General features: G+C 61.1%; 13 protein-coding genes. 4 read left to right on the top strand and 9 right to left on the bottom strand.

What is annotated here, in order from left to right; genetic code table 11:
* The first annotated feature begins 17 nt into the window (after positions 1–17).
* A complete protein-coding gene (locus tag HU724_RS18255; RefSeq protein ID WP_186566358.1) occupies positions 18–1247 on the top strand; it encodes an acyl-CoA dehydrogenase in 1230 nt (409 codons plus the stop codon).
* 121 nt (positions 1248–1368) lie between these two features.
* On the opposite strand, the gene HU724_RS18250 is transcribed toward HU724_RS18255, so the two are convergent.
* Both HU724_RS18250 and xthA read right to left on the bottom strand, forming a co-directional pair.
* On the bottom strand, positions 1369–2703 hold the full coding sequence (locus HU724_RS18250; RefSeq protein WP_186566360.1) for a substrate-binding domain-containing protein: 1335 nt from the start codon (positions 2701–2703) through the stop codon (positions 1369–1371).
* A 189-nt stretch (positions 2704–2892) separates the two neighbouring features.
* Complete coding sequence (gene xthA / locus HU724_RS18245) at positions 2893–3705, bottom strand: exodeoxyribonuclease III (protein ID WP_071172918.1); 813 nt, start codon at positions 3703–3705, stop codon at positions 2893–2895.
* Between the two features lie 324 nt (positions 3706–4029).
* Between xthA and HU724_RS18240 the strand changes: the two genes are divergently transcribed.
* The 3 genes from HU724_RS18240 to HU724_RS18230 all read left to right on the top strand — a co-directional run bounded on the left by HU724_RS18240 (position 4030) and on the right by HU724_RS18230 (position 10145).
* The gene (locus tag HU724_RS18240; protein ID WP_016775303.1) at positions 4030–4680 is read left to right on the top strand and encodes a GNAT family N-acetyltransferase; all 651 of its coding nucleotides are present in this window, start codon (positions 4030–4032) and stop codon (positions 4678–4680) included.
* Positions 4681–4746: 66 nt separating this feature from the next.
* Positions 4747–6474 (top strand): autotransporter assembly complex protein TamA, encoded by a 1728-nt coding sequence (locus HU724_RS18235; RefSeq protein ID WP_186566362.1) that lies wholly within the window; start codon positions 4747–4749, stop codon positions 6472–6474.
* A complete protein-coding gene (locus HU724_RS18230; RefSeq protein ID WP_186566364.1) occupies positions 6471–10145 on the top strand; it encodes a translocation/assembly module TamB domain-containing protein in 3675 nt (1224 codons plus the stop codon). Before HU724_RS18235 ends, HU724_RS18230 begins: the two co-directional genes overlap by 4 nt.
* 185 nt (positions 10146–10330) lie before the next feature.
* Here the strand turns inward: HU724_RS18230 and HU724_RS18225 are convergent, their stop codons facing one another.
* From HU724_RS18225 to HU724_RS18195, 7 genes are all read right to left on the bottom strand, one after another.
* Positions 10331–12820, bottom strand: coding sequence for a fimbria/pilus outer membrane usher protein (locus HU724_RS18225; protein ID WP_186566367.1), 2490 nt, complete (start codon positions 12818–12820; stop codon positions 10331–10333).
* 87 nt (positions 12821–12907) lie between these two features.
* Complete coding sequence (locus HU724_RS18220; protein WP_186566369.1) at positions 12908–13654, bottom strand: fimbrial biogenesis chaperone; 747 nt, start codon at positions 13652–13654, stop codon at positions 12908–12910.
* Positions 13655–13728: 74 nt separating this feature from the next.
* Positions 13729–14316, bottom strand: a complete 588-nt coding sequence (locus tag HU724_RS18215) for a fimbrial protein (RefSeq protein ID WP_186566371.1) — start codon at positions 14314–14316, stop codon at positions 13729–13731.
* Positions 14317–14422: 106 nt separating this feature from the next.
* Positions 14423–15070, bottom strand: a complete 648-nt coding sequence (locus tag HU724_RS18210) for a response regulator (protein WP_186566373.1) — start codon at positions 15068–15070, stop codon at positions 14423–14425.
* Positions 15071–15092: 22 nt separating this feature from the next.
* Entirely contained in the window at positions 15093–18254 is a 3162-nt protein-coding gene (locus tag HU724_RS18205) for a hybrid sensor histidine kinase/response regulator (protein ID WP_186566375.1), read from the bottom strand.
* Positions 18255–18341: 87 nt separating this feature from the next.
* Positions 18342–19529: a response regulator cyclic di-GMP phosphodiesterase PvrR gene (pvrR, locus tag HU724_RS18200; protein WP_186566377.1), complete on the bottom strand. Its 1188-nt coding sequence runs from the start codon at positions 19527–19529 to the stop codon at positions 18342–18344.
* Positions 19516–22329, bottom strand: coding sequence for an ATP-binding protein (locus HU724_RS18195; RefSeq protein ID WP_186566379.1), 2814 nt, complete (start codon positions 22327–22329; stop codon positions 19516–19518). Before HU724_RS18195 ends, pvrR begins: the two co-directional genes overlap by 14 nt.

The raw sequence follows: 22329 nt of genomic DNA, 5'->3' as shown, positions 1-22329 counted from the left end.
CGAGAAGGTAACTACCCATGGATTTCGCTTATTCGCCCAAGGTTCAGGAACTGCGTGAGCGCGTGACTGCGTTCATGGACACTTACGTTTACCCGGCCGAAGCGGTGTTCGAACGCCAGGTCGCCGAGGGCGATCGCTGGCAGCCGACCGCGATCATGGAAGAGCTCAAGACCAAGGCCAAGGCTGAAGGGCTGTGGAATTTGTTTCTGCCTGAGTCCGAGCTGGGCGCCGGCCTGAGCAACCTCGAATATGCGCCATTGGCGGAAATCATGGGCCGTTCCCTGCTGGGGCCCGAGCCGTTCAACTGCTCGGCGCCGGACACCGGCAACATGGAAGTGTTGGTGCGCTACGCCAATGAAGAACAGAAACAGCGCTGGCTCGAGCCGCTGCTGCGCGGCGAGATCCGTTCGGCGTTCGCCATGACCGAGCCTGACGTGGCGTCTTCCGACGCGACCAACATGGCCGCCCGTGCCGTGCGTGATGGCGATCAATGGGTGATCAACGGTAAGAAGTGGTGGACCTCCGGCGCCTGCGATCCGCGCTGCAAGATTCTGATCTTCATGGGCCTGAGCAACCCCGACGCGCCGCGTCACGCCCAGCACTCGATGATTCTAGTGCCCGTCGACACCCCCGGGGTGAAGATCGTCCGGCCGCTGCCGGTGTTCGGTTACGACGATGCACCGCACGGTCACGCCGAAGTGCTGTTCGATAACGTTAGGGTGCCGTACGAAAACGTCCTGCTCGGTGAAGGACGCGGCTTCGAAATCGCTCAGGGTCGCCTTGGCCCAGGGCGGATTCACCACTGCATGCGTTCGATCGGCATGGCAGAACGTGCGCTGGAACTGATGTGCAAACGCTCGGTGAGTCGCACCGCATTCGGCAAACCGCTGGCGCGTCTGGGTGGCAACATCGACAAGATCGCCGACTCGCGCATGGAGATCGACATGGCGCGTCTGCTGACGTTGAAAGCGGCGTACATGATGGACACCGTCGGCAATAAAGTGGCGAAAAGCGAGATTGCGCAGATCAAAGTCGTCGCGCCAAATGTGGCCTTGCGGGTGATCGACCGGGCGATCCAGATGCATGGCGGGGCAGGGGTGTCGAACGATTTCCCGCTGGCCTATATGTATGCGATGCAGCGCACCCTGCGCCTGGCCGACGGCCCGGACGAAGTGCACCGCGCGGCGATTGGCAAGTTCGAGATCGGCAAGTATGTGCCGAAGGAGATGATGCGTAGCGGTCAGTAATACCGAGTTGCCTCATTCGCGAGCAGGCTCGCTCCCACAAGATTTGTGCACGCCACAGATCCAATGTGGGAGCGAGCCTGCTCGCGAAAGGGCCTGCACATTCAGCACATCGACGTCAGGATCAATACACCCAAACCTCAACCCGCCGATTCTTGATCCGCCCTTCATCCGCGCTGTTGGTCGCCACCGGCATCAGCGCACCAAAGCCGCGGACTTCGCGCATGACCACACCGTTTTTGACCAGCTCGCGCCGCACCGCCATCGCCCGTAGCTTCGACAGCAGATCAGCCCGCGCCGGGTCATCCTTCAAATCACCAAACCCCACCAGCGTCACCGCCCGCTCGGTCTTGCCATTGCGCTTTATATAGTCGAGCACCCGCGCCAGATCCTGCCGCGCCTTGTTGTCCAGACTGGCGCTGCCCTCGGCAAAACGAAAATTCACTGTCAGACGCTGAGCATGCCGGCTGAGGGATTGGTAACCCTCGGGCATCAGCGCATTCGGCGTCACGCTCATGGCTTGTACGGTCTGGCTGATAAAACCGCTAGTCGCGACGATCGCCTGTCCCTGTGGACTTTGCGCGAACGTTGCCAACGCCTGCGCCCAAGGATTGCGGCTGTCCGGCGGCAGATAAAAGAACAAGCGCCGCGACAGCGGATAATCTTCGGTGGCGATCAGGCTGTTCAGCGGCAACATCGCTTGCGAGGCGCCATCGGCAATCGCCACGGCTTTGGCCTGACGCACGTAAGGCAAGCCGATGAAGCCGATACCTTGCGGATCGGCGCTGACCGCGTCGGACAACTGCTCGCTGGATTCGAAACGCTTCGCCGCGCTGCTGAGACTTTTCCCACGCCGGCTCAGGACCAGTTCCTTGAACGTGTCGTACGTCCCGGACTGATCATCCCGCGCATACAAATGGATGGCGCCGCCACGGCTACCGAGCTCTTCCCAGGTTTTCACTTCGCCGGCAAAAATCCGCGCCAGTTGCTCGGTGTTCAACTGCTCAAGCGGGTTGGCCGGGTTGAGGATGATCGCCAGGCCGTCGATGGCAATGACTTGCTCGGCCGCCGGGCTTTTCAGATCGCCGAGGGCTTGCAGGGCAAGCAGTTCGCTGTCCTTGATCTCACGGGAAGAGGCGGCCAGATCGGCGCTGGCGTTTTTCAACGCAGCGAAACCGGTGCTGGAACCGTGAGCGGCGACTTCGATGATCACGCGTTGCCCTTGTGCGGTCTGGCCGACGATGCGTTGTTCGTTGGCGGTGTCCGGGGTTTCGCGGTGGATTTTCAGCAGGCCTTGTTCCTGCAACAGGCCTTCGACCAGCGCCGGGCCGAGTTCGGCGCCGATGGTGTTGGAGCCCTGAATGCGTAATGCCGGGCCGTTTTCGGGGATCGGCAGAGCGGCGGCGGACACCGACAGCCAGCCACTCAACAGGAAAACGCAGAGAACACGCAGGGTCATTCCGGCACCGAATCAAGCCAAGGGGATTGCCGGGGAGATTAAGTCAGGCGCGTGACCGAAATATGACAGGGGACTGCCTGTGGGAGCGAGCCTGCTCGCGAAGGCGGCGTGTCAGGCGAAAAATTCGTCGCTGATCCACCGCATTCGCGAGCAGGCTCGCTCCCACAATGAAAATTCGCTCAGGCTGGATCAGCTTAGCTCAAGCCAGATCGGCGCATGGTCCGATGGCTTTTCCATGCCGCGCAGTTCGTAGTCCACGCCGGCATCCTTGACCCGTGGCAGCAGGCCATGGGACGCCAGAATCACATCGATGCGCAGACCACGCTTCGGTTCATCTTCGAAACCACGGCTGCGATAGTCGAACCAGCTGAACATGTCGCTCACGTCGGGGTTGAGGTGCCGATAGCTGTCGGTCAGGCCCCAGTTCTTCAGGCGCGCCATCCACTCGCGCTCCTCCGGCAGGAAGCTGCATTTGCCGGTTTTCAGCCAGCGCTTCATGTTGTCCGGGCCGATGCCGATGTCGCAGTCTTCCGGGGATATGTTCACATCACCCATCACCACCAGTGGCTGTTCATTGTGGAACTGGCTTTCCAGCAGCGCTTGCAGGTCGCTGTAGAAACGCTCCTTGGCAGGGAATTTGGTTGGGTGGTCGCGGCTTTCACCTTGTGGGAAATAGCCGTTCATGATCGTCACCGGCACGCCGTTGGCATCGGCAAAAGTGCCCCAGATAAAGCGCCGCTGCGCATCTTCTTCGTCAGTGGCAAAGCCTTTATGAATGGCGATCGGTTCGTTGCGCGAGAGCAGGGCGACACCGTAATGGCCCTTCTGGCCATGGAAGTGCACGTGGTAGCCGAGAGCGCGGATGTCTTCGTGGGGGAACTGGTCGTCGTGGACCTTGGTTTCCTGCAGGCCGATCACGTCGGGCTGATGTTTTTCGATCAGCGCTGCCAGCTGATGCGGACGGGCACGCAGTCCGTTGATGTTGAAGGAAACAATCTTCATGGTCGGCAGTCCTGGCAAAAGGGCGATGCTAGCTGACATGGGGGAGATGGGCCAGTGTGGGACAAATCATTTTGGCCTGTGGGATTTGTAGCGCTTGTCCCGACCCCATCGCTGGCAAGCCAGCTCCCACAGGTTTCTGTGGTGTATGTAAATGTTGTGAACGACGCAGACACTGTGGGAGCTGGCTTGCCAGCGATGAGGCCCGCCCCAGTCGATGAAGATCCGAGGCTGGTCTAACCTGTCAGGGGAACCACCACATCCGCCCAAGGTTCGTACCAACAAGCGCGCCAGTCTCCGAGCGCGCCTCCGGGGAGAATCACTGCAATGCCTGAAACCCAGTCCGCCGTTGCCGACATCCACATGCTCGACCGCGGCTATTCACGCGAAGCCCGCTCGTTGCTGTATCAGGCCTATCGCCACGAGCCGACCTTCGGCTATCTGTTCGAAGCCGAGCGACCCGGCTACGAACAACGCGTGCGCGCCACGGTGCGCGAGTTGGTCAAACAGCATTTCCTCCAGGACCTGCCGGCAATCGGCCTGTTGGTCAACGATCGCTTGATCGGCATCGCCCTGATCGCACCGCCGCAACGGCGCCTGGGCGTTACCGAGAGCTGGGCGTGGCGCCTGCGCATGGTGCTCAGCACCGGTTTTCGCTGCACCCGGCGTTATCTGGAATACCACGATGCCGTCGCCGCGTGCGTGCCGGGTGACTCGGTGCACATGCTGCCGTTGCTCGGTGTGCATCCGCAGTTTCAGGGCAAGCACTACGGCGAACAGTTGCTCACCGCCGTGCACAACTGGTGCGCGGTCGATGAAACCTCGCAAGGGGTGGTGCTCGACACCGGCAACCCGCGCTACCTGGAATTCTATAAAAGGCAGGGTTATCAGGAGATCGGCGAGGTTGCCGTCGGGCCGGTGCGCGAACACGTATTTTTCCACGCCAATCCGCAGGTGTTACAAACAGCAACGGGATAACGATCGAACTTCTTCACAAATTACCTGTTCTATCAGGCTCCCGAGCCCGTGATAGCATCCGCGCCTATGAAGTTTCCACGAAGATTTACCAGCGGCGTGCTGATGCTGTTATCCAGCTGCGCGGCGCTGGCGCAAAGTGAATTGGATGTACGGATCAAGCCGTCCAACGATGAACTCAAAGCCAATATAGAAGGCTATATCGGCAGCCTCGGCGATCGCGACGAAGAAGCCTTGCTGCGCTTCAGTCGCGGTGCCGAAGAGCAGGCGCGCAAAGCGGCCCAGGCGCTGGGCTACTACCAGCCGCAGATCGACAGTGACGTCAAGGGCGGGGAAAAACCGCGTCTGGTGCTGAACATCGATCCCGGCGAGCCGATTCGCCTGCGCAACGTCACCGTGCGCGTCGACGGCCCGGCGGCCTCGCTGAAATCCTTTCGCGTACCGAAAAGCGACCTGCTCAAGTCCGGCGCCGTGCTCAACCATGGCCGGTACGAAGACGCCAAACGGGTGATCCAGAACCAGGCCTCGCGCTTCGGTTACTTCAGCGGTCATTTCACCAGCCAGAAACTCATGGTCGATCCCCGCGCGGGCGTGGCTGACATCGAATTGATCTACGACAGCGGCCCGCGCTATGCGCTGGGAAAAGTCAGTTTCGAGGGCGACACGCCGTTCGACGAAGACCTGCTGCAACGCATGGTACCGTTCAAGGCAGGCGAGCCTTACGATTCGGAACTGATCGCCGAACTCAATCGCGACCTGCAATCGAGCGGCTATTTCGAAGGCGTGCGCGTCGATGCCGCACCGACGGCAGCGCAGAACGATGTGATTCCGGTCGCCGTCAAACTCGACACGCGCAAGCCGCGCACGATGGGCCTGGGCCTCGGTTATTCGACCGACGTCGGCCCGCGGATCAAGGCCAACTGGACGCGTCACTGGGTCAACCCGCAGGGCGACAGTTACGGCTGGGAAGCTGAACTCTCGGCGCCCCGACAGAACGTCGGGCTGTTCTATGACATCCCGCTCGACCCGCCACTGACCGACAAACTGCGCTGGGCCGGCGGCTATCAGTTCGAAGACATCGAAGGCTCCGACACCCTCAGCAAGCTGCTGACCTTCGGCCCGGAATGGCACAGCAAGTTGCCCAGCGGCTGGCAGCGGGTGATCTCGCTGAAATGGCAACGTGAAGAATACGAACTCGGCGACGACTCGGGCCTGAGCACGTTGCTCATGCCCGGCATCAGTTATTCCTACCTTAAAAGCGACAACCGCATCGACCCGCGTAATGGCTATCGCCTGAGCTTCGAAAGCAAAGTGGCCAAGGAAGGCCTCGGTTCGGACAACAACCTTTTATATGGCACCGCGCTGGTCAAAGGCCTGACCACGGTGTTCGACAAGCACCGCTTGCTCGGCCGCGTGCAGGTCGGCGGCAGCGCCACCAATGGCTACAACTCGATTCCGCCGTCGCTGCGCTTTTTTGCCGGTGGCGATCAGAGCGTGCGCGGTTACGACTATCAGAGCCTGTCGCCGAAAAATTCTGACGGCGACCGCATCGGTGGCCGCTACATGATTGCCGGCAGTGTCGAATATCAATATTCGATTGCCGAGAAATGGCGTGTGGCGACCTTCGTCGACCAAGGCAACTCTTTCAACAAACTCGAACTGCCCGACCTCAAGACCGGGGTCGGTGTGGGTGTGCGCTGGGTCTCGCCGGTCGGGCCGATCCGCCTCGACCTCGCTCGGGCGCTGGACGATGACGGCGGCTTTCGCTTGCACTTTTCCATGGGGCCTGAGCTGTGAAGCGTGGTTTGAAAATAACAGCGCTGACTTTGTTGGCGCTGGTCTTGTTGATCGTCTTGAGCCTCGCCGCACTGCTTGGCACGCAGGCCGGCAGTCGTTGGGCGTTGGGCCTGGTGCCGGGCCTGAGCGTGGAGAATTTCCATGGTCGCCTCGCTGGGCAGTGGAGCGCCGATCACCTGGTGTGGCAGCAGGACACCAGCCGTGTCGAGCTGAACAAGGCGATCTTCGCCTGGTCGCCGCTGTGCCTGACGCGCATGACCTTGTGCATCGATCAGCTCAAGGCCGAGCAGGTGATCCTGCAATTCCCGCCGAGCGAAGCAACCACCGACAGCGGTCCGATCAAACTGCCGGACCTGCAATTGCCTGTGGCCATCGAACTGGGCGATGTTGAGGTCGGCAGCCTGTTGTTCAACGGCAGCGAACAGCTCAAGGGCTTGCAACTGGCGGCGCACTGGACCGCTCAGGGCCTGCAGATCGACAGCGTGAAATTGCAGCGCGACGAACTCAGCCTGAACCTGTCCGGCCTGCTGCAACCGAGCGGCAACTGGCCGCTGAAAACTCAAGGTGATCTGACCTTGCCCGCGCCCGGCAGCGAGCCGTGGACCCTGGCGCTGAAAGTTGAAGGCGATCTGCTGAAAACCCTCAACCTGCACGCCGACAGCCGTGGCTACCTCGACGGCCAGTTGAACGGTGAACTGCAAGCGCTGGCGGAAAACCTGCCGGCCAGGGTGCGCATCACCAGCGACGCGTTCAAGCCCAGCGCCGATCTGCCGGACACGCTGCAATTCAATCAGCTTGTGCTCACGGGCGAAGGCGACCTGAAAAACGGTTATCAACTGCTCGGCAACGCCACGCTGCCCGCCGAAAAATCGCCAGTGGCGCTGCTGCTCAAAGGCAAGGTCGACGCCAACGGCGCGCAGATTGCCGGGCTCGACCTCAATGCCAACGACAAGCAAAGCCTCAAACTCACCGGCAACGTCGACTGGAGCAAGGGCCTCAGCGCTCAGGCCAATATCAACTGGCAAGACTTCCCGTGGCACCGGCTCTATCCGGAAATCGACGAGCCGCAAGTGACGTTGCGCACCTTTACCGGCGAAGTGTCCTACACCGACGGCCAGTACCTCGGTAATTTCGACGCCGCGCTGGATGGCCCGGCAGGGGCGTTCACCCTGAGCAGTCCGTTCAGCGGCAGTCTGGAACAGATCGCTTTGCCGCAACTGGTCATGCAGGCCGGGCAGGGCAAGGCCGAAGGGCACGTCAATGTGCGCTTCGCCGACGGCATCGCCTGGGATACCGCGCTGGATCTGTCGGCGCTCAACCCGGCGTACTGGGTCGCCGAACTGCCGGGCACGCTGGCCGGGCCGTTGAGGAGCAAAGGCGAGATGAAAAATGACCAGCTCAGCCTCAGCGCCGACCTCGACCTCAAAGGCAAACTGCGCGGCCAACCGGCGATTCTGCAGGCCAAGGCTGATGGCGCTGGCGAGCGGTGGAACCTCAATGCCCTGCAGATCCGCCTCGGCGATAACAGCATCAACGGCAAGGGCAGCCTGCAGGACAAACTCGGCGGGCAGATCGACATCAAGCTGCCGCGTCTGGCCCAGCTGTGGCCGCAATTGCGCGGGCAGGTCAACGGTCAGGTCAACGTCGCCGGCACGCTGAAGGCGCCGCAGGGCAAGCTCGATCTGCAGGGCTCGCAACTGGCCTTTCAGGACAACCGTCTGCAAAGCCTCAACCTCGACGCCACGCTCGACAGCGCGCAGCGGGCGAAGATCAATCTCAAAGGCAGCGGCATTCAGACCGGCGATACTTCGCTCGGCACCCTGACCGCCAGTGCTCAGGGCGATATCAAAAGTCAGAAACTCAACCTCGACCTGAGCGGACCGAAGCTGAAACTGGCGCTGGGTCTGGACGGCAATCTCGACAAGGGCAACTGGCGCGGACGCCTGGCCAGTGGCGACATTCAGGCCGGTGGCCAGGACTGGAAGCTGCAAAGCCCGGCCAGACTGGAACGCCTGGCGGACGGCCAGATCAATTTCGGCGCGCATTGCTGGCTGTCCGGCAACGCCAGCCTGTGTGGCGAAGACCAGCGCCTGATGCCCGAGCCGAAGCTGCGTTATCACCTCAAGCAATTCCCGATTGAAAGCCTTGCGCAGTGGTTGCCCAAGGACTTCGCCTGGCAGGGCCGGCTCAACGCCGACCTGCAACTGGACTTGCCGGCGAGCGGCCCGAACGGCGTGGTCAGTGTCGATGCCAGCGGCGGCACCCTGCGCGTGCGCGACAAGGATCGCTGGCTGGATTTCCCCTACCAGACCCTCAAACTCAGCAGCAAACTCACGCCCAAGCGCGTCGACACCGAGCTCAATTTTGTCGGCGGCAAACTCGGCGAATTGCTGGTCCAGGCGCAGCTCAATCCGCTACCGAAAAACAAACCGCTGAGCGGTTCGTTCCGCCTTTCCGGCCTCGATCTGTCGGTGGCGCGACCGTTCGTGCCGATGGTGGAAAAGCTCACTGGCCGGCTCAACGGCAGCGGCACTCTTTCCGGTGGCCTGCTCGCGCCATTGGTCAACGGCACTGTGCAGCTCAGCGATGGCGAAGTGTCCGGCGCCGAACTGCCGATGGAGCTGCAGAATCTGCAACTGACGGCGGCGATCGCCGGCGAATCGGTGCGCCTGGACGGTGGCTGGGACAGCGGCAAGACTGGCAAAGGCAGTCTCAACGGCAACGTCGCCTGGGGTCAGGCACTGGTGGTCGATCTGGCGCTCAAGGGCACGCAATTGCCGGTCAGCGTCGAACCCTACGCCAAACTGGAAATGGCCCCGGACCTGAAGATTTCCATGGCCGGCGATGAGCTGAAAGTTGCCGGCAAGGTGCTGGTGCCGAAAGGCGAAATCACCGTGCGCGAGCTGCCGCCATCAACCGTGAAAGTCTCCGACGACACGATCATCGTTGGTGCGCAGACCGAGGAGGGCAAACCACCGATCGCGATGAAAATGGACATCGACGTGATCGTCGGCCAGGACAAGCTGAGCTTTGCCGGTTTCGGCCTGACCGCGAATCTGCAAGGTCAGGTGCACATCGGCGACAACATGGACACCCGTGGCGAACTGTGGCTCAACGACGGCCGCTATCGCGCCTACGGCCAGCGCCTGACGGTGCGTCGCGCGCGTCTGTTGTTCGCCGGTCCCATCGACCAGCCGTATCTGGACATCGAAGCGATCCGCCAGACCGACGACGTCATCGCCGGTATTCGCCTGAGCGGCAGCGCCGAACAACCGACCACGCAGATCTTCTCCGAACCGGCGATGAGTCAGGAACAGGCGCTGTCGTACCTGGTGCTGGGCCGTCCGCTGAGCACCAGCGGCGAAGATAACAACATGCTCGCGCAAGCCGCGCTGGGCCTGGGCCTGATGGGCAGCGCCGGAGTCACCAGTGGGCTGGCCAAGGATCTGGGCATCGAAGATTTCCAGCTCGACACCCAGGGCAGCGGCAACGACACCAGCGTCGTCGCCAGCGGCAACATCTCAGAGAAACTCAGCCTGCGCTACGGCGTCGGCGTATTCGAACCGGCCAGCACCATCGCCCTGCGCTACAAGCTGAGCAAGAAGGTGTATGTCGAAGCGGCGAGTGGCGTGGCGAGCTCGCTGGATATCTTCTACAAGCGGGATTTCTAGAGCGCACCTGCTCATTTCAATCGAGTAGCACCCTTCGCGAGCAAGCTCGCTCACACATTGGCCCTTGGTCGTGGCGAAGATTCTGGCCTGACAGAATTTCCATGTGGGAGCGAGCCTGCTCGCGAATGCGGAGGGTCATCCAATACATCTTTGACTGAAGGGCCTCATCGCGAGCAGGCTCGCTCCTACAAGGGATCCGGGCGGCACACGAGTGAGGCGCGTTCGTAGTTCAACGCCTTGTCACGCTCGGGCAGTGCATACGGCGCTTCACAGCGCTGGCCTTGCCACTTGATGGTCAAAGTGCCGGCGTCGTCCTCGACCAGGGCCAGGGCCTTGCCGCTCGGGTCGGAGATTGCCAGTTGCTTGCCAGCGGGGTCTTCCAGTTCGGCGCCGAACGGAATCGGCTGGTGCTGCGCGTCGAACAGCGAAAACTGCACCCGACGCCCGGTCTTGCTCGCGTAGCGCGCCAGCACCACCGCACCACGGCGCGGCACCACTTGCTGGGTGGCGTTTTCAATTTCGAAGTCGCCGCCCAGATCGCGGGTGTCGAGGCTGATCCAGTTGACCCGATACGGTTGCGCGTTGGACACCACCGCATAACCATTGCCAGCGGTTTTCGCCCCGGAGAAGCTGGCGATTTTCACCCCTTCGACGCCCTCGACCTGGGCCAATGCAAAGGTCTCACCAACGGTTTGCCCGAGGTTGATCCCGCCAGCGTGGCCGACAATCGAACCGGCGACGTTGAGATTCTGTGAATTGTAGCCACGGCCCTGGCTGTAACCGGCACTGATGTCCACCATTGAGGTTCGCGTGCTGAGGTTGGCCGAACCCGTATTGCCGCCAGTGCGACTGTTGCCGCCCTGTACCGAGTAATAGGTGTCGCTGTCTTCGGACAGATAGCCATTGATGCCGAGCTGGGTGCTGCTGTCATCTTTCTGCGTGCTGGCCGAAACGAACGCTCGCGGCGCGCGGGGCTTGGAGCCCAGCGGAAACGACACTGAGAGGTTAAACAGTGTGTCGTTGTTCGCCGGGCCGTAGTCGCCGACATCCTTGGTGTAAGTGGCGCTGAGGTTGTAGCTGACATCACCCCAATAGTTGCTGTAGCCGGCTGACAGGCTCTGCGAACCGCCGCGCCCCCAATAACGCTGATCACTGGCGTTAAGGTAGATGCTGCCGAACTGCTGATTGCGCCCCAGGCTCTGGTTGACGGTCAAATCGGTGCGGGTTTTTGAGTTACCGGTGCGCTGCTCGCCTTCGCGGCTCAGCTCCTCGACGTGTTCGCTCAAGGTGCGATAGCCCTCGGTCGAATAGCGATAGGCAGCGAGGGTGAAGTTGGTGTCAGTCCCAGTGAAGGTCTTGGCGTACAACGCTCGCAGGCTGTTGCCCTTGACGGTGCGGCCAAAGGTGCGGCTGTTGGAGTGGGTCAGGTCGAGCGAGATTGCCCCGATCGCCGTATTGCGCCCGGCGCCGATCGACAGTGCCTGGAAATTCTCGGTGGCCTGGGTGCCCACGATCGCCGACAGATTACTGCTGACGCCATAAGCCACCGTGCTGGTGAGAAATTCTGGCGTCTGCTGGTCATCGCTGTTGCTGTTGTATCGGCCCGCCGAGACGCTGTATTTCAGTTGCCCTTCGCGCACCATGATCGGCAGGCTGGAGAATGCCTGCACGGTCACCCGGCGGCGGCCATCGGCTTCGATCACGGTGATTTCCAGATCGCCATTGGAGCCGCTGGGGTAGATATCGCTGATCTCGAACGGCCCGGGCGGCACGTTGGCCGTGTACAGAATGTAGTTGTTCTGGCGAATCTCCACGGTGGCACTCGATTGCGCAATGCCACGAATCACCGGCGCATAACCGCGCTCGCTGTCGGCGCGCATGCCATCGTCGGAGGCCAGTTTCAGGCCGCGATAGCGCACGCTGTCGAAAAGGTCGGCGTCGGAGAAAATGTCGCCGGCACTGAACTGGCCCTTCAACGCGGTGACGTCATGTTGCAGATAACTGCGGTTGCTCTTGAATGTGCTGGGCCGGCCGGTGCTGCTGTTGAAGTTGGACTCGTTGCGCAAGCGCCAGCCGCCGAGATTGATGCCGTTGCGCAGGCCGACGTTATTGGCAAACGTGGTCTCGGCGTCGGTGCTGTTGCGGTTGCTGCTCACTTGATAATTGATGAACGCTGCGGGTACGCCTTCGTCCCACAGTGCCGGATCGACATAACCACGGCGACCGCGCTCCATGGCGCTCTGCGGCACGCTGACCAGCAAGCGCAGGCGCGGCACGTCATAGCGCACGCTGGCGTGGTCGATCAGCGCGGGCAGGTCGAGGCAGGCATCCGCATCGGCGACGTCGAGCTTGCCGCTGGCTTGCAACTTGCCAATATCCACGCCCAGTTGCTTGAGCATGTCCAGGGTCAGACAGGCTTCGACCTTGTGACTGTCGGGGAGACGGCGAAAGTCGATATCGCGCCGGCCCACCAGCATATCGTTGCCATACAGATCGACCCGATAAGTGCCGGGCAGAACGCGGCTGCCGGCCAGCAGCGATTGCAGGTCGATGGCGGACGTCGCGCCTTGCAGAAACGAGGTATTGAATTGTTCTTCGGCGTCGGCCAGGCAAGTTGTACTGAATACCAGAGCAACCGAAAACGGCGCCAGGCCATCGCGCTTGAGTAAAAACATGCAGGAACCCTATATCACCTCCGATACGAACTAACGGAGCGAAGAGAAATACAGTGAAAGTGCGGCTGGTAAAAAGCGGCACGCGAGTTATGGCGATTCTTTATCCGGGCTTGCGCGCACTTCGGCGCTGCTGGAAAGTTGCGCGGCATAACGGTCGCGGGCGCCATAGTCGTTGATGCTGCTGAATGACAGGCGCGGGGAGCTGGCCGCTTGAAGATGTTTGAGAGCGAACTCTTTTTGTTCACCGGGGGCGATCATCATAGAGTCGAATGGATGCTCGCTGATATTGCCGGATTGCACGGTGATGTCGGCAATCGAGACGTGATAAAGCCCTGGGTTTTTCAGTTCCAATATCGTTTTGCCGGCGCGCTCGTTCAGTCGCCAGGTCAATTCGGCCGGTGCCTGATAGGCATTGTTTTTCAGCCCGGCAGGGCGGAAGAACAGCTTGATCCGTTGGCGCACCGCCAGTTGCAGAGTGTTCGCGGTCTTCGCTGACTGCGGGATCTCTTGCACGTTCAGCCACACCACGGACTCGCGGTCTTTGGGCATACCGGTGCCTTCGTAGATGACCCGCAGAATCTGTTGTTCTCCGTCGCTGACACGCACCAGCGGTGGAGTGACGGCGAAGGGCACAGAGGCCTCGTCGCTGTCGGTATCGACCCAGGACTGAATCAACACGTCTGCACCGCTGTTGCGCACGGTGATGCCGGCTTCTTTGTGTTTGCCGTCGAATATCATTCGAGTACTGCTCAGGGAAATGCCAGCCATCGCCTGATTGACGGCGAGCAGGCCCAGAAGGCCGACGCAAAGGAACAGGGAAGAACGTATGAACATGAACGATTACCGCGCAGAGTGAAAGAAAGTGCGGGACCGTCCGGCCCCGCACAGTGCTCGATGAAGCTCGCGGTTTATTCGTATTGCAGGGTGAACGGCAGGGTCGCGTCGCCACGGCCGGCAACGGCCAGTTTCGGATCGACGGTGGTCACGTAGGCCGCCGAGAATTTCAGCGTGGTGTTGCTTTCCTGCAGGGTGTTTTCAATGCGGGCGGTGGTCGGCGAAGTCAGATCGATGACGGCGCCGTTGGCATCCAGCAATGCGATACCGATACCTTTGGCAGCACCCGTACCTTCAATCAGATTCAGCACTTTGGTGCCGGTTGCGATGCCCGAGCCACCCTTTCTGGTCGGCTCAAAGATCATCGCCACTTTGGTACCGGCGTTGCAGTTGATCTGCATGTCGAAGTTCTCGACGCTCAGGGTGCCGGTGCCTTTCGGCGCGGTGGCAGTGCCCATGTCCTTGATCGACACTTCGCCCATGTTCACCGAAATGGTTTTGTCCTTGCCGGCGCCTTCGATCGAGCAGGCATCGTTGTTGATATTGCCGGTGAAGTTGATGGTGCCGCTGCCAGCCTTGGTAGGCACAACCGGATCGGCCGCGAGAACATTGGCAGCAGCGAAAATCGACAGGGCGAGAAGCGTGCGAGACAGCTTTTTCATGTTGCTTTTCCATTGGTGGGGTAAAGACAACACGATAAAGCCGGGTCGGGTGCGGCAACATCAGACGATCCCTAGAAGCCGAGAAGTTGCGAGAGGTAACGGTCAGTTAATTGAACAAGTTGCGTTCGATGCAATAAGCCAGCAACTCCTGATCACTGCTGACATCCAGTTTGCGCATGGCGGAGATTTTCTGCGTGCTGATTGTCTTCGCACTTCGGTTCAAACTTCGGGCAATCTCGTTAACGCCCTGGCCTTGAACAAACAAGCGCAGAATTTCATGTTCCTTGGGCGATAGTCGGGAAAAGCGTTCATCGAGATCGGCGCCATCGTCCAGCACCGAAGTCGGCGCCGTTCGATGGCCGCGCACCCGCTTGCCCTTGGCGATGGCTTTGAGCGCCACTTCTATTTCGACGTGCAACTGGCTTTTCTGAATGACTGCGAGCACGCCGAGTTCTTGCAGGCGGGTCAGGATCAACGGGTTGGAAATCATTGTCAGAACCAGCACCCGTACTTCGGGAAAGTGCCGGGTCACGTACTCCACCAGCTTCAGGCCGTCACCATAGGGCGAGTCGCCGGGCATGTTGAAGTCGGTGATCAACAGGTCCACCGGTCGAGCCTTCAGCAGCTCGATCAGACCATTGGAACATACCGCTTCGCCGACCACGTTGAAGCACCGGTCGCGCTCGACCAGCTCGCGCACCCCCAGCAGGACGATGGGATGATCATCGGCGATGACAACGTTGAAGGTTTCCATGGGTGCTTTATCCAGAGTGAAATTATTCAAGGGCGTCGAGCAGGTCAGTCAGGCGCGCCAATTGTTGGCGAACTTCAAGGGCCCGCGCCGGGGTAATGGCCATGCCGGTCAGACGGCATTCCAGCTCCACAAACGCCTTGGCCAGCGTTTCGACCTGTACTGCGCCGAGTGCCCCGGCCATGCTGTGCAGTTGCTGCGCGACACTGTTGGCATCGTCCGCTTCCAGCACGTCGAGGGTGTTTTGGATGTCCCTGCGCAGCGTCGAGGCAAACAGCTCGCGCATCTTCGGCGACAGTGTCGGCGCAGTGTCTGTGGGCGGCGCGATGGAGGTCTGGCAGTGGCTTTGCAATTGCGCGCGCAATGTCGCCAGGTTCAGCGGTTTGACCATCCACGCATTCATGCCAACGGCGGCGCAGCGTTCGCCTTCTTCGCGCAACGCGTTGGCGGTAACGCCGATGATCGGCAGTGTCGCATCCTTTTCGCGCAGCGCTGAGGTCAGTTGGTAGCCGTTCATGACCGGCATGTTGACGTCGGTCAGCAACAGATCGAAGCGTCCCGGTGCCCATTGCGCCAAGGCCTGTTCGCCATTGGCGGCGACGATCACCGAGCAGCCCAGCGCCTCGAGTTGTTCCTTGATGACCGCTGCGTTGATCATGTTGTCCTCGGCCACCAGCACGCGCAGATTCAGCGCTCGGGTCTTTTCCTGAGGCGAGGGAACGCGGCGCTGATGGGCGTCGTGTCGGGCCAGCGCAATCGCCCAGCCAATCGCGCGGACATCGTCGGCATCGACCTGCCAACCGCTGCCGCTGATTTGCGCCGGGTTGTGGCCGCCCGGTATTGCGGCGATTCGCGGGCCATTGAAAACCGTGGCGTTGGCCAGCGGCGCAAGGTCCACCAGCAGCGCCGTCGACGGTGGCAGCTCGTTGGTTACCAGACGACAATCGAGGCCGAAGCGGCTCAGCCAGCCGAGCAGATGCTGCGCCAGTTCGGCGACCGGGGCGCGCACATAAACGGCGGCACTGCCGGCCGCGAACGATGGGCAATCGGCGAGGCTGCCCGGCGCGCAATCGAGGCTCAGTTGCAAATTGAAGCGGCTGCCCAGCCCCGGTTCGCTGACCACGTTCAGCTCGCCATGCATCAACTCGCACAGCCACTTGCAAATGGCCAGACCGAGACCCGCACCGGCATGACTGTCGGCTTCGTTGACTTGATAGAACGGGTCGAACAATTGCTCTTGCTGCGCCTGGGAAATGCCCACGCCGGAATCGTTGACCTGCCACTGCACCTCGGCGCGGCCATCAGCGTTTTGCAGCACCTGAACGCGTACGACCACACGGCCGTTATCGGTGAACTTGATCGCGTTGCTCAGCAGATTATTGAGGATCTGGCGGATGCGCTGCGCATCGCCAAACAGTTGGTCCGGCAACGTCGCATCGATGCAGGCATACAATTGCAAGCCTTTGCCACGGGCAAACGCGCCGTAGCTGCGCACCACATCTTCGGTCAGCTCCAGCGGGCAGAACGGCTGACGCTCGAGGTTCATCTGCCCGGCCTCGATCTTCGACACATCCAGCACGTCGCTGATCAGTTTGAACAGGCTGGCCGACGAGCGCTGGATGGTTTCCAGATAGGCCTGCTGACGCGGCGCGAGATCGGTCAGGCCGAGCAGTTCCAGGGTGCCGAGCACGCCATACAACGGCGTGCGGATTTCATGGCTCATGGTCGCCAGAAAACGGCTCTTGGCCTGGTTGGCCGAATCGGCGGCCTGACGGGCGATTTCCAGTGCCGCAGCATCTTCGACATGGCGGGTGACATCGTGCAGCGCACACAGCCACGCGTCCTGGCCCTGATAGCGGGTGGCGATGAAGGCTACGTGCAAATACCGACCGTCGATCTCGAGCTCGGCGTGGCCATGCCCGCTCGCGCCTTGACGGTCGAGCAGGCTGATCAATTCCTCGGTGTCGTGCCATTGCTGGGCGCGCTGGTTTTCCAGCAAGACCTTATGATCACGACGGCTGATCACGCATAGACCGGTGGGTGCGGTATCGATGAGCGCACGGCTGAACGCTTCACTTTCGGCGATGCTGGCGTGGGCAATCCGGGCGGGCAGAATCACCCGTTGCGCGTACCAGCGATTCAGCGCGCGGCCGCAGCCGAGCAGTGCCAGAACCAGGCCCAACAGGCACAGCAATGGCCATAGCGCGTAATCGAGAAAGCTCTGCACACTGATCACATAGATCGCCGTCCAGTGCTGTTCGCCGGGGCTGCTCAGCTTGAACACCAGACCGTCGCGGGTCAGGTTCGCGCCTTCACCGAGCACCTGATCAGGCTTGAGCTCGCCGATCAACACCGTGCCGCTGGGCGTGATCAGGGTGAAGTCGTCATAGATCGACCACTCCATCAGTCGCTCGATATTGTTGACCTGCGACAGTTTCAGCAGCGAACCGAGCACCACCCAGGAGTTCGAGCCTTCGATGGCCAGCGTCGGTTTGCTCAGGTTGATCCGCACATAAGCGAGCAGGCTCGGGGTAACGTTGTCGTCCGCAGCGAACGGGTAGGGCAACCAGTGCACTTGCGCCGAAGTCTGCGCGCGCCGTTGCAGGTTCTTCTGGGTCATGATCTCGACGAAGGTGCTGATCTGCGTCTGCCCGGCGCCGCGCAAGCGACCGGCAGCGGGTACGGCGATATCGAAATTGTCCGGCCCATTGAGCAGGATCACCTGCGGCGACTGGTAATGCGAGGCTGCCCAGAAAGCGCTGTAATACGCCGCCAGATAGCTGCCGAGCGCAAACACTTTGGGGTATTGGCTGGGGGCGATTCGCTCGGGATCGATCTTGACGCTGAACGGCAGCGAGAACGGCAGGCCACGGCCCTCATAGATGTTCGGTCCTTCCTCGGGCAAACGCTTTTGCACCACCGGCGGCGCGACGGTCTCAGGGAAGTATTCACCCTTATCGCTGGCCCGTGAGATATCGCCGAGAAACGCTTCCTGCTCGCGGATGTTCTCCATCAACCGGGCGAAGTGGAACTGCATCGTATCGCGCTGCTCCTCGACCATGCGCTGCACGCCGAGATAGCTGATGCCCAGCAACAGCAAAACCAGCGCGCCGAGGATCAGCAAACCCTTGTTCAGGCGCAGCGAGCTGCTGGCGAGTTTTTCCAGCAAGGCATTGGGATGCGGCATCAACACGCCCGGTCAGTGAAAGTGATTGCGCGAGTGAACATGGATGGCCTCGATGGCAAGTGGTGATCGTCCACTGCGTTGTGCGGATCACCAGACATTTGCCGGGCCGTCGTGGCTGAGCAACTGCTGGAACTGCTCCGAAGACACCGCGTGGGAAATCAGGAAACCCTGAACCTGAGTGCAGTCGATCTTACGCAACAGAGCAAGTTCTTGCGCAGTTTCCACGCCTTCGGCCACTACCGTCAGGCCCAGTTGTCGACCCAGCGTGACGATGCTGGTCAGCGCTTGCGCCAGTTCGGCGCTGCTGTTGCAACCCTGGACCAGTGCGCGGTCGATTTTCAGTTCGGTAAAAGGCGCCGACACCAGGTTCATGTAAGAGCTGTAGCCTTTGCCGAAATCATCCTGGGACAAGCCGAAGCCCTTGATCCGCAAGCGGCAGGCCCCGGCGTAGAAATTGCTGATGTCATCGGGCACCGAGCACTCCATCAGCTCGAAACAGATCCGCGCTGGCAACCCGTCGTGTTGCAGGACAAACGCGAGGATGCGATCGGGCAGGTCGTGGCTGTTGAGCAAGTGCGTGGGCAGGTTGATCGACACCGGAATGTCATAGCCTTGCTGGCGCCATATGGCTTGGGCGTTGATGGACTGTTCGAGCATGCGCCAGAGCAGATGCTCTTCAAGGTCGTGGGCGATCAGCGCCGGTAGAAACAGCCCCGGCAACAATGTGCCGTGTTCGGGATGCACCCAGCGCACCAGCGCTTCGGCGGCAACGATGCGGCCATTGTCCAGTGCCTTTTTGGGTTGAAACCATGCTTGCAGCTCAGCGTTGTCCAGTGCACGCAAAAGACTTTTCCGATCGATACCGGCATGCATGGCAACAGGCGCATCCTGACGCAATGCCCGTAACTGTTCGATCAGGCAGCGCAATGCCGCGCTGTTGACCGGTTTGGAAATCAGCCCGATGACTTTCACTTGCAGGTTGCTCGCCACCAGGCTTGCGCCCATCAGCATGCGCCGCGAGGCGGCGCTCATGATCGCCAGGGCCGGGCGCGATTTCTGCGTGGCGAGGCCCTGAATGAACTGCACGCCGTCCATGCCCGGCATCAGCAGATCGGTGAGCACCAGATCGAACTCGCGGTTCTTCAGACGGCACAAGGCTTCTTCGCCGTCCCGGGCAAATTCCAGATCGAACACACCCAGTTCGTTGAACAGGTTCTGCAAGTACAGATGCTGGAACGGGTGATCTTCGACTATCAGCAGGCTAGAGGACTTCATCGGCGACTCGTTGGTAGGGAGCCAGTACGGTCGACAAGGCTCGCAACGTGAAAGGTTTGATCAGGCAGTGATTCATCCCGGCGGCCAGGCACAACGCCTCTTCGCCGCGCAGGGCGTTGGCGGTGGCGCCGATGATCGGCGTGGCGCAGCCCACGTGGCGCAGAGCCTTGGCCAGCTCATAACCGTTGAGGCGCGGCATGTTCACGTCAGTCAGCACGACATCGAAGCTGTCGTCCTGCCACAGCGACAAGGCTTCTTCACCATCGCTGGCGAGCGCCACCGTGCAGCCCAGTTCCTGCAATTGGTCGCGCAGGATCAGTTGGTTGATCGCATTGTCTTCGGCGACGAGGATGTGCAGGTGCAACGGCGCCAGCGCGGCGGTTGGCGAGTGCTGCTGATGCTCTATGACGGGGCCGCACTGCGCCTGACGCACGGCTTGGCGGATTGCGGCCAGATCGTTCAGGTTCGCCATCCAGCCGTCGCCGGTGCCCTGCGGTTCACAGGCTGCATCGCCGCTGGCCAGCACTCGCGGACCAGACCAGTGCAGGTCGCTACGCTGCGCCATCGGCTCGGGGTACAACTCAAGCAACACGCCGCTATCGGCAGGCTCGTGGCTGGCTGGCGCGCCGAGGTGCGGCAGAGCGCCCCAACGACGCAGCCAGCCCGCCAGACTCTCGGCCAATTCGCGCACTGGCGACACCACGTAAACGGTCTCAGCCGCGAGTTTCGCCTTCACTTCAGGCAGCGCATTGCCCGAACGCTGCTCCAGCGGCAACGTCAGGGAAAAACTGCTGCCCAGCCCCGGTTCGCTGACCATGCGCAGGGTGCCGTTCATCAAATTGGTCAGGCGCAGGCAGATCGGCAGGCCCAGCCCGGTCCCCGCAACCACGTGGCTGTTGCCTTGGGTCTGGTAGAACGGTTCGAAGATAAAATCCTGATCCGCGTGCGCGATGCCGCGCCCGGTGTCCGAGACTTGCCATTGCACGCAAACGCGCTCGCCTTCGCGGGAGAGCATTTTCGCCCGTAACACCACGCGCCCGGAATCGGTGAATTTGACCGCGTTGCTCAACAGATTATTAAGAATCTGCCGTAGACGACTGACATCGCCGACCAGGCTTTCGGGCAGTTGCGAGTCAAAGCAGGCATACAGCTGCAAGCCCTTGCTCTGCGCCGCCGCCGCATATCCCTGAACGACTTCCTGCGCCAGCGTCACCACGGAAAAATCACTCAGCTCCAGCGCCAGTTGTCCCGCCTCGATTTTTGATACATCGAGCACATCGCAGATCAATTGCAGCAGGGTGGCGGACGAACCTTCGATCGCTCGCAGGTAACTTTTCTGCTGAGTGTCGAGTTGCGTGCGGGCGAGCAATTCGAGGGTGCCGAGCACGCCATACAGCGGTGTGCGGATCTCGTGGCTCATGGTTGCCAGAAACAGGGTCTTCGCTTCGTTGGCGGCATCGGCGGACTGGCGCGCCTGCTCCAGCGCCGCTTCGATCTGCCGGCGCGCGCTGATGTCGCTGAATGCGCAAAGCAACACGTCTTCGCCGTTGTAGCGGGTCGGCGCGCAGCTCAGGTACAGGTGGCGACCGTCGGCGGTCTCGAAATAGTCAGTCAGGCACGGCGTGTTTTGCGCAAACGCAGCGCGGATCCAGCCAGGCCCCAATTGCTGGCCGCATTCGCCCAGCCATTGCCGGGCGAGGGTGTTTTCCAGCACCACCCGAGCGTCACTGCGCCGCAATACGCAGAGCGCCACCGGCGCGGTCTGGATCACGTCGCGGCTGAACAGCTCGCTTTCGACCAAAGCCTGAATCCGCTGCAAGGTCGGCGTGATGAAGCGCTGTTCCAGACGTCGGATCAGCAGCCACACCAGACTGATACTGGCCAGACAGAACGTCAGCGCGCCAAGCATCTGCGGCCACAACGCCCACAGCACGGCGAGCAAGTCGATGGAGTAGGTCAGTTGCCAGTCCGACGATTTCAGCTGTTTGCGCAACACCAGTTGCTCGGGCAGCCAGCTATCACCGACGAAGCCGAAAAAGTCTTGCTGGCGCAACAGCGGCAGATCCTGCCCGCGCGGCGGCTTGTGGCTGTTGCTGAAGAGCGGCATGCCCTGGGAGTTGAACATGGTGAACTCGCCGGCGCTGTGGTCGCTCAACGCATTGGCAACTTCGCGGTCATCCATCTCCAGACCGAGCCAGCCGGAATCAAGGTCGCGTTCATCCAGACGAATGAAGATGTACAGTTGCGAGTGCCCTTGCGAATTGTGCGTCAGCCAGATTTCTTTCAGCGCGCCGTTGTTGTCGCGCTTGAGGGTTTCCAGGCGTTCGAGCATCGCCTGCGGAAAATCGCCAGCCATCGGCGTCGTGTTGTACAGGCGCCAGACTTGTGCTTCGGCGCCGCTGCTGACGTAGAGCAGATTCAATTTGCGCGCTTGTAGATAGTCGCGCATGCGCTCGGTCAGCCAGATACTCCATTGCTTGCCCGGCGTCTGCCCGAGCAACAGACGAATCTCTTCTGCGGACAGCGGCGCGTTCAACGCGGTCTGGCGGGTCGCCGACAAACTCAGGCTTTCCAGCAGCGCTTCGCGGGTGGTGAAAAACGTGTGCGCCTCGGCGATGGCGCTACTCATGTAGCTGCGCCGCTGGGAGATTTCGTTGTTGAAGGTGAACAGCAGAAAGCTGTACACACCGCCGAGAATGCCCAACAGCAGCACCCACGCAAAAATGCGCAACAAACGTCGCGCAGCATGGGGCGTGGACAGCACCGGGCTGATCTGGTGGAGGTAATTCTTCAATCGCAT

Origin of the sequence: Pseudomonas iranensis, assembly GCF_014268585.2 — a bacterium.
Classification (GTDB): domain Bacteria; phylum Pseudomonadota; class Gammaproteobacteria; order Pseudomonadales; family Pseudomonadaceae; genus Aquipseudomonas; species Aquipseudomonas iranensis.
The sequence above is the reverse complement of the archived record's forward strand: the minus strand, read 5'-3'. Positions and strand labels throughout refer to the sequence as shown.